Below are 12269 nucleotides of genomic sequence, written 5' to 3'. Positions count from 1 at the left end.
TCCTTGCTCAGGAAGCGAGAAACCCTTGATTCAAGGGAAGAAACAAGAAAAACAAAACGGAGTGTATTTCCTATGCGTAAACCCGATCTGGTCAATGTCATCGCTGACGAAGCGGATATCAGCAAGGACAAGGCTTCCCTGGCGCTCAATGCCATTCTTGAAGCCATCACCAGTGCCATGAAATCAGCAGACTCTGTCAACCTTGTTGGCTTTGGTACTTTTGAACAGCGCAGCCGTGCTGCCCGTACCGGTAAAAATCCCCAAACCGGCGAAACCATCCAGATTAAGGCCAGTAAGACAGTGGCTTTCAAGCCGGGCAAAGCCCTGAAAGAAGCCGTAAACTGATAGCTCTCTATCTGGCCAGCTGCGATTGATGTGCCAGATAAACCGGCTACCGGTTTCACCATCTTCATAAATACTGTTTGCACAACCTCTCAGAAAGCATTTTTCCATTGCCAGCTTTTGCAAGCTGAGCCATGGGGAAGTGTTTTTTTATATAGAGTTCGGGACTGAAGTAGTGAAATTCAAATTGTTGTTATGGGCACTGGGTTTCATGATGAAACGTGCCAGTCGAAAGAACCCCTCATTTCAAAAGACGCTGGAAGGCCAGGACCTGACCTTTCAGCTCAGCAGTAAAGACGGTGTCGCCCGGCACTATATTGTCAAAGACAAACAGGTTTACCCGGTTGCCGGAACCACCACCGAGCCAACATTTGAGCTTTCTTTCTCCAGTGCCACTAAAGGCTTTGAAATCCTGACGGCAAAAAATACCCAGGAAGCCTTTATGCGGGGTGTCCAGGAGCAGAATATCGTGGCAACCGGTGATCTCAGTAAAGTGATGTGGTTTCAAACCATGACCAGAGCCATGAAGAGATAGTCAATTCCACCCTCTTTACGCCTTGCTATTGGGTGTGAGGTGAATAACCGATAGCTGGATACGTAGCTTCCATAATCTTTGGTTAATCTGATGTTAAGTGGTTGACAGTCCATCCAGTGATCTCTAATATGCGCCGCATCGCTGAGATGTTGGACAGCGATGGCAAGGCCCAGGTGGCGGAATTGGTAGACGCGCTAGCTTCAGGTGCTAGTGACTGTATGGTCGTGGAAGTTCGAGTCTTCTCCTGGGCACCAAACATCGTTAAAAAGTAGTAAATTGTCGTATATGCCCAGGTGGCGGAATTGGTAGACGCGCCAGCTTCAGGTGCTGGTAACTGTATGGTTGTGGAAGTTCGAGTCTTCTCCTGGGCACCAATACTCAAAGATATGTCGTGTAATTGACGGCAAAAAAAACCGGACAACTGCCCGGTGATATCTTCTCTCATCTCTCTTCCCTTTTGTTATCTCGTACCCTGTACTTCCTGGGTTTTCCGGATGTAGATTTTCTTTGCTTCCAGTGTTTTGTGGCCGGAGACTAGTCCTTCATGGTCAGAGACTCCCTTTGCCTTGAGATCGTGGAAGTGCCATTTCTCGTCAATGAGCCCTTCATCCACTGCTCGATTGATCAGTTTCTGCCACTGGCTGTCCAGCGTGTTTTTATGCATCTTTTGTCCCGGTGACATCTGAATGCCTTTTTTGGCGATTACGTTGGGCGCACCGAACACATATTCAAACTTCTCACCGTTGTTGTAATCTTCAAGAAGCTTGAGTGCTTTTCTCAGGCGTGGGGTCCAGAGGGTGATTTCATCCAGTGAGCCTTTGACCCGTTTCAGCTGTATGCCTTTCTCCAGCAGCTGGTCCCGCTTCATATTGATCAGCTCGGAACGTCTTGCCCGGCAGATGTAGGCAAACTCCATCATGGCTTTCCAGAAGGGATTGGCCAGATAGTAAACGCAGGCGTAGTCTTCATCGCTGACGTACACATCTTGCCGGTTTGGTCTTGGCAGTGCTTCGCAATCCAGCGATGGGTTAGGTGGTACCCCTTCAAGATGGCTTCTTCCCCAGCTCCATGCACTGGAGATCAGTTTGCGGGCATTGGCGACGGCGCCCGGTTTGTCGGAAAATTTTTCATAGAACCGGTTCAATGATGGTGGGGTGATCAGCGCCAGCGGTACTTTACCGAAAGTGCCATACCCTTCCACGGGGAAGTTTTTCACCTTGGGGGTATACAGCCTTTTGTTGTACTGCCAATCCTTGCTCTGGCTTCTGAGTTTTCGGGACTCCAGACATTCATCCAGCAGCCAGCCCAATGTCTGGTCGGAACTTTTCTCCAGGTTCTCAATGGCCATGTAGAGTTTGGACATGGCCATGGTTTCCGGACCCAGAACGATTTCAGCACCGTACACATTCTTTTGACCAACCCGGCCATGGTAAGGCTTATAAATGAAACGCCCTTTGCTTCGGTAAACGCCATCCGGCAATTGAGCATTCTCTTTATTGCGTGGTCTTCCCATCAATACATCTCCTACAGGAATTTGAGTGGTTGTTTTTTGGGTTGTTGTATCTCTGTGCCGATCAATGGCTGGTTAATGGCGGCGTAGGTGGTGACCACTTCGCCATTACGTCCGTAGTAAAACGGTATCCGGTTTTGAACCATCCATTTGACCAGCGCCGCTTTTTGCTTAATGCCTGACCACGCCATCAGGTCAGGCTGGGAAATCAGCGCATCCATGTCGCATTTCCATTAAAAAAATTTCAGGATGTCGTACCCCAACACCGGCTGGGCATTGCTGGTGGTCAGTCGCTTACTGTTCCGGTTGTGAAAGCAGATCTCGGAAGGGTCGTACATCAGACCATACTGCCAGCCCTTTTCGGTGAGCAGGTACTTGCCTTTTTTACCCTGACCGATCCATTTGATGAGCCGGTGCTTTTCCAGTACCTCCACCACATGCTGACGGCTGCGACCAATAAATTCGCCCAGCTCCACCAGGGAGAAGTAATCATCCAGTTCGTAGCGGTTGCGTTTGCGTTTTTGTTTTCTTTGTACTGGCTCTTCATCGGTATCAGAGCCAACTATTTCCGATTCAGGCGCAGGATCAGCATAGCGGCTATCCTGATCGATCGATTCAGTTTTAGATTCGTCGGGGAGAGCCGGTTGCAAGCGATCCAGTACGTTTTGATACCACTTCACCTGTTTTACTGGCGTACCGTTGTTATGGGCTTTGCCGGTATCAAGGATTTCACACAGAGGCTGGCCCTGATCGGTGGGTACCCACAGGCTATCGATTTTGATTTGAAGTCCTGCCGATTCCAGTAACTTGTTTACCTGACGGGGATCTTGTGGTGGTTCCATCATCTGCCCGAGCTGGGTTGGGGTAAACGTCATGGCCTGGACAGGTGCCACCAGTTGTTTCTGGCCCATGGCTTCCAGTGGTGAAAAGTTGATCTGGCTTTTCACCAGTCGGTCTGCTGCCAGCATGGCCTGATTGCCTTTAAAGCCGTATTCTTTAACAAAGGATATGGCTTTCAGGCTGGTGTCCATATTGATTTCCAGCAGTTGATGGGGGTCAAGCTGTGGTTCCTGGATAAGAGGGGCAAGGGGTTTAGATTGTCCGGATTCCAGTTCATACCATCGATTGATAACCGCCGCCCGACGCTTAACATCGTATCCGGTGATCAGCACTTCGAACTCAAACCTGGGTAACTGATATTCAGTGTATTCCTGCTTGTTCTGCGGGTTGACGTAGGTATGCTCAAATTTGAGCGTACCCATTCCAAGCTTGCTCAGCATGACTTCAATGTCTCTTTTGACATTTTTATGCTCCTTGTCCAGCACCTTGGCAATCTCCCGACTGGACATAACCATTTCTGTTCTGGTCACGGCATTGTCTGGAATAAATCCATACTGGCTGGAAGAGGGCTTGATGGGAGTATGGGGGGTGTTTATATTGATTCCTTTCATGCTCTTACCATTTTGATGAAGAGTGTTTGCGGCCATTTTCAATTCCCTTTTCTGGTTATGGTCTTGTTATGGTGTTTCAGTGGATGGCACTGCTCTTTACGACAGGGTCCTGATTGATATCCCTGATTCGTTGCAGGATCAGCCCAGTGACCAGCATCGCCTGATCTCGCGCCTGGGGGCTGTGAATACCTACGGTGATGGCCACAATCAGCGTCGTCATTTCAATCAGTACGGTTTCTGCATTCAGCTGCAGGCCTTCCATTTCGTCACCGATCCGGTCAGCCAGCATGACTTTTCTTGCCAGTTCCTTTTCCTCCTTTTCCGAGCTAAGACCAGCGGTCTGCTTCTGTTTTATCTCTATGGCCAGGGCCAGATCATCGGGTGTGAGTGGGCTCATTCCGGCTTTCATTAACACAAGCTCCTTTAAAATGGGATGGAGTCGTCGTAGGAGTCATATTGTTGTGTCTGCATGGGCTGGGGAGCATGAGCACCATCCCGGGCATTGGCGTACTGGTTCTGATGTGTGCCTGGTTGTGACTGATAGTTCTGAGGCTGTGCCTGCTGAGCATTGGGGTTCTTTTCCAGAAATAGCAGCTTGCCGTTGTACCCGCTGTACACGACTTCGGTCTGATAGCGATCCTGACCATTCTGGTCCTGCCATTTACGGGTCTGGAGTTGACCTTCGATCATGACTCTGTGGCCTTTGGCCAGATACTGAGCGGCCAGTTCAGCAGGTTTGCCGTACAGTACTACCCGGTGCCATTCGGTACGGGTCTGTTTCTGGCCATCTTTTTTCCAGCTCTCTTCCGTGGCGATGGAAAGAAGGGTTACGGCATTGCCATTGGCGGTGGCTTTGCAGTCCGGGTCTTTACCCAGCCTTCCAATAAGGGTGACGCGGTTCAGGGATGCGGCCATCAGGCGGTCTCCTTTTCTTCTGGTTTTAGAGAGAGTTGTTGAGCTGGGGTGATTAGTGCGGCACGACGGATGATCAGTTCGATGCGGTATTCGTTGCCGTGGTGGTCAAAGCGATAGCAGTCCAGTGAGCCTTTTCCAAGCCACTTTTCCATGGCGTAGATATCGTCGGTCAGGATCTCTTCGGTGACCTCTCCATCGGTGTAAAGCAGGTCCGGTTGGTCTTCGGCGTTTTCAGGTTCTGTTACCGGTTCGGGTTCTTTGTCAGCTACCTTCTGCCTGGCTTCCTGATTCAGCCGCAGTTCAATAATGGCCATCAGGTCGGACTGCTCTTTATGAAGAAGCACATCCAGATCCGGAAACAGGTAGTCCTTATCAGCTGCCATTTTTCGGTATATCGCCAGATTGTTTTTTACGTCCTGTGCCTGCTGCTTCTGTTCGATCCGAGCCTGTGCCAGCCGGTCATTTACCGCAGACTGCATGCTGGATACGTTCTTTTTACCCTTGATCACCTCCTGAAAATCAGCAGGTGTAACCACTGCAGCGATCCAGCCGGGAGTAAGTTCGGTATTAATCACCTGACGTTCTTTTTCCAGGGTGGTGACGGCTTTCAGTACGATGCTGTCTTTGATGTGCTGCTTCTGATGCTTGACCTGCTTATCCAGAGACTTGCGTTTAGTAGCCATGGCCTCGGTCAGGTGGTCGATGCGGGTGAAGAGACGGGCGATATCCGGTACCTGGGCAAGTGCAGTCTCTTTGCCGTCCTTCAGCTTTGTTTCCGTCTTTTTGAAAAACTTCACCGCCGATTCGGCATCAGCAAAATCCTGATCGGTAACCAGTGCCGATTTGACGGAATCAATGCGTTTGAAGATCTGTTCTTCCAGCAGGTGCAGGTTGGAATCAATCACGGATCCATCCAGCTGAACCACCAGTGCCGTGGTGTCCTGAATTACTTCGCCTTCCAGTACCTGTACAGGTGTGTCCGGCTCGAAATTCAGCAGATCTTCCTGGAACTGTTTCCATCCGGCGATCAGGGCCTCACGACGATAGTCGTGGGATTCGTAATAGACATAGCGCAGCTTGGCGGAGGTACCATCAGAGCAGACAAGCAATACCCGTTCGGCGCCGCTAACCAGCAACTGTTGTTCTAACTGCCAGTAATAGGCAGGTTCAATGCCTTCCCCTTCAATCTGGGCAACCAGCTTTTCATTCCAGAGTTTGTGCTCAAAGACCAGGTCTTCCATCATGGTCAGTCCGTCGAAGCTGGCCAGTAGTGGTAAACCGTCGATGATGGTGACGCCGGTGGCTGGAAACAGGTCCGCTCCGACTATTTTTTCTACCAACGGTCGGGCTTCTGCTTCGGCCTGATGCCCGGCATCGAATTTCTTTTGCTGAAATTCGTTTACCTCTGGGGTACTGCCTGTTTTCTTTTGATGCAGCAGCTGGTCACGACTGAGAAACGGACTGTCGCCCATCATGGCCGGTGCCTCGCTGGCGGTGAAATAGTTCTGACGCAGGGCAAGCCATTCAGGCGTACCCTGTTGAATATCGAGAATGTCCATTTAATGGCCTCGTGGTTGGATGGCTTTAAGTTGTTGTACTTGTTGTGGGGTGGCTGGAGCTTTGGAATTTATTTTGCGGATTATCCGATCTGCACTCTGTTGGCCGGACTCAATGGATGCCCGCCATTCTGGTAACAGGCGCTTGAAGTCTGCATCGGGGTAATGGTTTTTAACCGGTGGCTGGGCCGAGTCTTTCATATCGGGCACATAACCATCGGTGTCATCATCGGTGCAGGCCACGCCAAGAATCCCGACCAGAGTCTGACGTTTCAGATAAGTCACGGTAGAACCGATCTGTTGCAGGACGCTTTTTTTACCGGTGTTATCCATAGGACCCGTGGCCGTGTTACAGATGGTGTGGCCGGATACATGGGTCAGATTGCAGGTGATGGTGATGTTTGGCCCATTCTGCTGTTGCTCAAACCAGTAGCTCAGTCCGTAGCGGTGAAGAACCGGCTGAACCGCAGCAACCACATCATCAATGGAGGCGTAGGAGTACTCCATGCGACCGCCATTATTGGTGTTAAAGGCTGCGGTCTTGTTCTTTTTAACCACTGGCATCTCTTGCTGAAAGCGGGAAAAGGCTTCGTTAAACTGTTGTCGTGCAACAATGGCCTGGCTCTGTTCGTACAGGCTCATTACCCTTTCCAGTGTGTCGATGCTGGCATTCTGGGCAATGGCGGATTGCATGATTTGTCCCACTTCGGACAATGCAGTTGCTGACTTATCCACAGGCAATACGTCAGCGGATTCAATCAGTTCGGTTTTCTTTTTAGCTGGCATGGCGAAGAGCCTCGTCCCGGTGAATGCGGTTTCTGACGGCCAGCACCTGGTCGGCAATTTCCATCCGGAAACTCTTTTCCAATGCACTGGATAGTGTGCGATGCAGCTCACACCAGGCACGGAAATCAACGATCACGGCATCTGCCGTTTTCGGATCCTTACGCCATGCGGTGATTTCATCCCTGATGACCCGATAGATCTGGAGCACCGTCATATCCGGCGTGATGTTGCTGGCAATGCGATCTTTCAGGATGCATACCTTGCCGTAGTCGTAGGTGTACTGATTGATGTTTAGCCAGTCGCTGATCCCGGTGATGACCGGTTCTTCCAGGCGGTTTACTTCTTCAGTCTTTATTTGATTAACCACGGCAATAACCTCGTTTGCTCGCATAGTTGATGACATCCCAGCCAGAAAGGCGGGTGTTTTCGTCGTTGCAGTCATGCACCAGCTGCTTCACGGCCAGCCAGCGGTAGCCCTGCATCGGGTGAAATTCTTCCAGGGTGAGAAAGGTCAGGAAGCTGCCGGGAGTTAAAACACCGAATCCCGCGATGATGATGGGCTTGTGATCTTCGATCTGTTCCTGAATATGAGCTTCAATCCGTTCCAGCTCGGACTCAATGGTCTCTTCGAGGGCTTCCCTGTCGTCAGTGGCATTGAGGTGCCGGTTGAGATCGCGGGTAACTGCGTCCATAAAGATTCCTTATTTTTGTAAATTTAAACGCTTTTTATATTTATATATCTGCAAAGATAAACTTTGCAGATGATAAGTTATAATATATTTATATTAGCTTTTGAGTATTGATAGTTTTTATGGATTGAAGGCTTTGGCTGCCGTTATCAGCTGAAATGCCTTGTGTTATCGAACGGAGCCAGGGATGGATAACGTTGAGCAGTGGATTCAGTGTTTACCAGTGACTTTGCAGGTGGCGATAAATAATCAGAGGAATACCGAAAATGTCATTGCTTTTGTTAATTCAATACCCAGAAGCAAAGGGCGCCCCCGGTTCACCCGTCGAGGCAAATGCTACACACCAGCGGGCACCCGGCGGGCGGAACATGAGGTTCGATGGGCGGCAAGGCAGAAAACGGAAAAAATGCTGGCGGGGCCAGTGGGGGTTTTGGTAGTGGCGGTCTTCCCGATCCCGGCAAGCTGGTCAAAAAAGAAAAACGGACAGGCGCAGGCCGGGTTGGTTCGTCCGGCGGTGAAGCCGGACTTTGACAATGTAGCCAAACTCTACTGTGATGCCCTGAACGGGATTCTGTGGGAAGATGACAAGCAAATTGTCGATGGCCGCTGCATCAAGGTCTATGGACAGCAGCCCGGTGTGCTGGTGATTGGCTGGCCGCTATAACAGGAAGCTGACACCGACGGCTGTGCCCTTGTAGATATCCTTGATATCTCCCGCGTAGTTAAGATCGAAATTGCCGTACAGCCGATTGATGAATCGCAGACTGTGTTGTGACTTGCTGATCGGTTGCCACTGGCGGAGTGAAAGTTCACCGTCGTGTTCTATCAGCAGGATTTTCCCGGGCTCCGGGGTAATCACAGTATCCACCTGAACTTTGGCACCTTTGGGGATGCTGATCGCCGTATCGGATGGGGTCTGGTTGACCATGGTGTCGTTTTCCAACCGTAACAGGAAACTCTTGTGATCCGATTCAATAATGCAGATGGCCGACTCCGAGATCATCTGCTGTCGTCTTTCATCGAGTTCATCAAAGAAAGCGATCGCCTCATCCAGGCTGATGTAGGGTAGGGTTTTCGGATCTGGCAGCTCTTCGCCGGTCTCCAACCAGTCAATGGAAACGCCAAGAAATTCAGCGATGGCGATTTTGTTATTCAGCTTCGGGTTCCGGGCACCACTCATCCACAAACTGAATGTCCCTTCCGTACAACCCACGGCGCGGGCAATATCGACATTTTTCAGATTTTGTTCTTTCGCTTTGCTTTTGACCCGATCTGTCCAGTTCGTCACGTTCTTTTCCAATCGCTGTTATTCCATTATCCATAAGCAAAATAGTACACAGCTGGAAGCCATTAATTAAGGGCGAGTGTTCGCTTTGGATGAGGTTGGCTATTTACAAGTAATCTAAAAGCAACGTATTCTTTCGATTGTCTTTGCAAAAGCAAGGATCTAACGATAAAAACTAATTCTCAAGGAAAGAACTGATGAGTCAATCCCAACCTCGTGCTCAGTCCAGAGCACCAGCCAACCTCTTCGTTCGCCCCGCAGGAGGTACCCAATGATCCATACCGACAAGCTGGGCATCCCCGACCAGCCACAATGCTGGCAGGACATTCTGTGGCCACTGGCAGGACAGCCCGCCATGCCAACCTCGGCAACACTCTATGGAGAGTTGTGTTGGGAAAATCCGGATATCGATGTGGGCGAACAGTTGTTGAAAGCGTTTCACTACATGATCGATCGCTGGGACCAGCCAGGTGAGGCCAAAAATGTGGTGATCTTTCTGAAAAAGTGGATGAGCCTGAATCAGAAGAATGCCCAGCAGGCGGCAAGGTATTTTCCAAAAGAAGCGCCAAAGCCTGGAGGTGGTCAGTGAAAACGTTTGGGAAAATCGAGAGCCAGTTCTGGGACACCATGCGTCATGAGGAACTCAGTGATCAGGGCAAGTTATTGGCTGCCTACCTGCTGACCTGCAAGCACGGGAATATGATCGGCATTTTCAGCTTACCCCGCGCTTATATTATGGGTGACCTGAAGTGGGATGCAGAGACCGTTGAAATAACCGTTAGCGAACTGTTAGCGAACCGGTTTCTGAGTGTGTCGGCGAAAACGGATTTTATCTGCATCAATAAATTCATGGCGCATAACCGGGCCGAGAATGTCAAACAGATGGAGGCAAGGCTTCGGTTACTGCTGAATCTGCCGGAAAGCCTGTCAAATGATCTCCCTATGTTCACCAATCTGGTGAGTGGTGAACTGCTGAAGGCCAGTAGTTTCAAGGGGGGCAGTGAAACTCGCCGTTTGATAGAACAGGTTCGGAGTAAGTTCACTAAGCGTTCGGAACCGGTTAGCGAACCGTTAGCGAACAGTGAGGAAAAAGTTCGCCCAGAGAATAAGAGAAATAGAGAAGAAGAGAATAAGAGAAATATTTACAAGACATGTGTCCGATCTGACGATCGCACGACCCCCAGGACGGGGGAAGTGCCATCAAGTGCCGGGAGCACGACTGGTGCGACCTCCAGGACGGAGGAAGTGCCACCAAGTGTCGGGAGCACGACTGGTGCGACTGCGGCAAAAGCCAAATCGGGCAAGGCTGATTTCTCTGAATCCTTCGAAGAGTGGTGGAGCCAGTACCCGAAACGTGAAGGTGACAAGGGCAGCAAGACCAAAACCTTTGGCCATTACAAAACCCGGCTACGGGAAGGACACTCCTCTGACGACCTGTTGGCCAACATCCTGAACTACGCCCGTTACTGCGACGAAACCGGAGCAACGGGTACCCAGTACGTGAAGACCACCACGACCTACCTGAACAACCCCGATAACGCCAGCAATCCATGGATGGTGAACTATGAAGCCCGGCAGCGAAATTCTGGAAAACTCAGCCTGGTTGAACAGGTCGAACAGGCCAACGCCCATATCCTCCAACCGGAAAGAACAGGAGCCTTCAGCGGGACGGAAGCCTTCAGCGGAGGGAATATCTACGACGTTGAGCCGGAAAGATCTGGTGACTCTGTTTTCGACCATGACGGCCCTGTTCGGCCAGAAGTGGACCAGTGCCTACGGTCTGGCTGATCGCAACGGCGAGTGGCAGAGAACGCTGAACGGGTTACACCCTGCCCAGCTGGAAATAGGTCTCAACCGTGTACGACTGGCCGGTGGCGAATGGCCTCCGACAGCGCCGGAGTTTCGCAAGCTCTGCCTGCCACTGCCGGAAGAATTGGGTTTGCCAGCGCTGGCGAAAGCCTGGCAGGAAGCCAATGAGTATTCCGGACAACCGAGTCACCACGGCTGGAGCCACCGGGCGGTTTATCTCGCCGGGCGTGAGGCGGGTTGGCATGAGCTGAGAACCGCAGGGAATGCAGAGGAGTGCCGGAACGTGAAGCGCAAGTTTGGAGCGGCCTATCAAGAACTGGTTAACCGTGAATGCCAAGGGCTTCCGTTGGAAGATCAGCTTGCCATCGAACACCAGTTTGATCCGGCCATCCACTCGAATCAGCTGGTCAGGGAAAGCATGGCTGAACAGGGCATTGACCCGCTGGATGGGCAGGCCGCTCGGCAGAGACTGATGGGCATGTTCCCATGAACAGGCTCAGGGATGGTGTTTGGCTGGCGGTGGTCTGGGTTGTGCTGGTGATGGTGCTCTGCTGGCACTTTGTGGAGGCGATCTGATGGCGGAGCTGGCGTTGCAGAAAGTCTCGGCGCAGGTGCTGGTGCCGGTATCCGACGATGACCAGCGATTCGTTCAGCAGCTGAAGACCGGGCAGGTGATTCGGGCAGAGTTTCGTAAAGCCCGTAATCCACATTTTCACCGCAAGTTCTTTGCCCTGCTGAAGCTGGGCTTTGATTACTTTGAACCGCAGCCATACCGGATGGAAGGAACGGATCATTGGTTCACGCCAGAGAAAAACTTCGATGAGTTTCGCCGCTGGGTGACCGTGAAAGCCGGATTCTATGACGTGATTGGTTACCCGGATGGAGGTGTACGGGTTCGTGCCAGAAGCCTGAAGTTTGCCAGCATGAGTCAGGAGAATTTTGAACTGTTGTACTCCACAGCGGTGGATGTGTTGCTCCAGTATGTGCTTCATCCGGGGCGGGGCTGGAGTCGGCACAAGGTGGAAGCCTTGGTGGAAAGGTTGATCAACTTTGCGTAGGGAGGAAGGGAATGCATGAGATACCTGTCGTTATTTTCGGGGATTGAAGCGGCGACGGTTGCCTGGCACCCGTTGGGGTGGATGCCAGTGGGTTTTGCTGAAATCGAACCGTTCCCCTGTGCCGTACTGGAACACCACTACCCCGATGTACCCAACCTTGGCAGCGTGACGGATATCACGGAAGCCATGATCAAGCAACTCGGCCCTATCGATCTGGTAGTGTTTGGCAGCCCCTGCCAGGATGTAGTGGTCAAGTAAAAATGGACACCTGATTAAGCCGCTTTACTGAATTCCTGTTGCTCAAAGTCCACAGGGCTCACGTAATCAAGATAG

18 protein-coding genes and 2 tRNA genes are annotated in these 12269 nt (G+C 51.2%); 10 read left to right on the top strand and 10 right to left on the bottom strand.

Annotation, left to right across the window (positions count from 1 at the left end):
• Nucleotides 1-72 precede the first annotated feature (72 nt).
• The 4 genes from ACO6UY_RS13800 (at nt 73) to ACO6UY_RS13785 (ending at nt 1251) form a co-directional block, all read left to right on the top strand.
• Nucleotides 73-345: an HU family DNA-binding protein gene (locus ACO6UY_RS13800; protein ID WP_163371979.1), complete on the top strand. Its 273-nt coding sequence runs from the start codon at nt 73-75 to the stop codon at nt 343-345.
• A 172-nt stretch (nt 346-517) separates the two neighbouring features.
• Entirely contained in the window at nt 518-877 is a 360-nt protein-coding gene (locus ACO6UY_RS13795) for a helicase (protein WP_422490291.1), read from the top strand.
• A gap of 167 nt (nt 878-1044) precedes the next feature.
• A tRNA-Leu gene (locus ACO6UY_RS13790) sits at nt 1045-1131 on the top strand.
• Nucleotides 1132-1164: 33 nt separating this feature from the next.
• Nucleotides 1165-1251: transfer RNA gene (locus tag ACO6UY_RS13785), tRNA-Leu, on the top strand.
• A gap of 86 nt (nt 1252-1337) precedes the next feature.
• Here ACO6UY_RS13785 and ACO6UY_RS13780 read toward each other — a convergent pair.
• Genes ACO6UY_RS13780 through ACO6UY_RS13740 form a run of 9 tightly spaced genes read right to left on the bottom strand, consistent with a single transcriptional unit; the run spans nt 1338 to nt 7787 of the window.
• Nucleotides 1338-2390, bottom strand: a complete 1053-nt coding sequence (locus ACO6UY_RS13780) for a tyrosine-type recombinase/integrase (protein ID WP_422490289.1) — start codon at nt 2388-2390, stop codon at nt 1338-1340.
• An 11-nt stretch (nt 2391-2401) separates the two neighbouring features.
• Nucleotides 2402-2608: a DUF4224 domain-containing protein gene (locus ACO6UY_RS13775; RefSeq protein ID WP_101746061.1), complete on the bottom strand. Its 207-nt coding sequence runs from the start codon at nt 2606-2608 to the stop codon at nt 2402-2404.
• Between the two features lie 12 nt (nt 2609-2620).
• A complete protein-coding gene (locus tag ACO6UY_RS13770) occupies nt 2621-3874 on the bottom strand; it encodes a Rha family transcriptional regulator (RefSeq protein ID WP_422461951.1) in 1254 nt (417 codons plus the stop codon).
• Between the two features lie 40 nt (nt 3875-3914).
• On the bottom strand, nt 3915-4235 hold the full coding sequence (locus tag ACO6UY_RS13765) for a hypothetical protein (RefSeq protein ID WP_422490287.1): 321 nt from the start codon (nt 4233-4235) through the stop codon (nt 3915-3917).
• A 26-nt stretch (nt 4236-4261) separates the two neighbouring features.
• The gene (locus tag ACO6UY_RS13760; protein ID WP_269672013.1) at nt 4262-4753 is read right to left on the bottom strand and encodes a single-stranded DNA-binding protein; all 492 of its coding nucleotides are present in this window, start codon (nt 4751-4753) and stop codon (nt 4262-4264) included.
• Nucleotides 4753-6312 carry a YqaJ viral recombinase family protein gene (locus tag ACO6UY_RS13755; RefSeq protein WP_422490282.1) on the bottom strand — a complete coding sequence of 520 codons (1560 nt, stop codon included), beginning with the start codon at nt 6310-6312 and terminating at the stop codon, nt 4753-4755. Before ACO6UY_RS13755 ends, ACO6UY_RS13760 begins: the two co-directional genes overlap by 1 nt.
• Nucleotides 6313-7095, bottom strand: a complete 783-nt coding sequence (locus ACO6UY_RS13750) for an ERF family protein (protein WP_422490280.1) — start codon at nt 7093-7095, stop codon at nt 6313-6315.
• Nucleotides 7085-7486, bottom strand: a complete 402-nt coding sequence (locus ACO6UY_RS13745) for a hypothetical protein (RefSeq protein WP_422461963.1) — start codon at nt 7484-7486, stop codon at nt 7085-7087. The genes ACO6UY_RS13750 and ACO6UY_RS13745 overlap by 11 nt, the downstream gene beginning before the upstream one ends.
• Entirely contained in the window at nt 7455-7787 is a 333-nt protein-coding gene (locus ACO6UY_RS13740; RefSeq protein ID WP_422461965.1) for a hypothetical protein, read from the bottom strand. Before ACO6UY_RS13740 ends, ACO6UY_RS13745 begins: the two co-directional genes overlap by 32 nt.
• A gap of 184 nt (nt 7788-7971) precedes the next feature.
• On the opposite strand from ACO6UY_RS13740, the gene ACO6UY_RS13735 reads away from it, so the two are divergent.
• On the top strand, nt 7972-8448 hold the full coding sequence (locus ACO6UY_RS13735) for a RusA family crossover junction endodeoxyribonuclease (protein ID WP_422461967.1): 477 nt from the start codon (nt 7972-7974) through the stop codon (nt 8446-8448).
• Here ACO6UY_RS13735 and ACO6UY_RS13730 read toward each other — a convergent pair.
• Nucleotides 8443-9072, bottom strand: coding sequence for a helix-turn-helix domain-containing protein (locus ACO6UY_RS13730; protein ID WP_422490278.1), 630 nt, complete (start codon nt 9070-9072; stop codon nt 8443-8445). The genes ACO6UY_RS13735 and ACO6UY_RS13730 overlap by 6 nt on opposite strands.
• Nucleotides 9073-9340: 268 nt before the next feature.
• Between ACO6UY_RS13730 and ACO6UY_RS13725 the strand changes: the two genes are divergently transcribed.
• From ACO6UY_RS13725 to ACO6UY_RS13705, 5 genes are read left to right on the top strand one after another with little or no spacing between them, the layout of a single operon-like run.
• Nucleotides 9341-9658 carry a hypothetical protein gene (locus ACO6UY_RS13725; protein ID WP_422490276.1) on the top strand — a complete coding sequence of 106 codons (318 nt, stop codon included), beginning with the start codon at nt 9341-9343 and terminating at the stop codon, nt 9656-9658.
• A complete protein-coding gene (locus tag ACO6UY_RS13720) occupies nt 9655-10857 on the top strand; it encodes a hypothetical protein (protein WP_422490274.1) in 1203 nt (400 codons plus the stop codon). The genes ACO6UY_RS13725 and ACO6UY_RS13720 overlap by 4 nt, the downstream gene beginning before the upstream one ends.
• Complete coding sequence (locus ACO6UY_RS13715) at nt 10808-11368, top strand: hypothetical protein (RefSeq protein ID WP_257263945.1); 561 nt, start codon at nt 10808-10810, stop codon at nt 11366-11368. Before ACO6UY_RS13720 ends, ACO6UY_RS13715 begins: the two co-directional genes overlap by 50 nt.
• Before the next feature lie 19 nt (nt 11369-11387).
• Complete coding sequence (locus tag ACO6UY_RS13710; protein WP_422490271.1) at nt 11388-11936, top strand: DUF1367 family protein; 549 nt, start codon at nt 11388-11390, stop codon at nt 11934-11936.
• A gap of 15 nt (nt 11937-11951) precedes the next feature.
• On the top strand, nt 11952-12194 hold the full coding sequence (locus ACO6UY_RS13705; protein ID WP_422490269.1) for a DNA cytosine methyltransferase: 243 nt from the start codon (nt 11952-11954) through the stop codon (nt 12192-12194).
• Nucleotides 12195-12269: the final 75 nt, after the last annotated feature.

The sequence above is a fragment of the Endozoicomonas sp. ALE010 genome (assembly GCF_049310165.1).
Classification (GTDB): Bacteria; Pseudomonadota; Gammaproteobacteria; order Pseudomonadales; family Endozoicomonadaceae; genus Endozoicomonas.
Note: the sequence above shows the minus strand (reverse complement) of the source record. Positions and strands in the feature narration are given on the sequence as shown.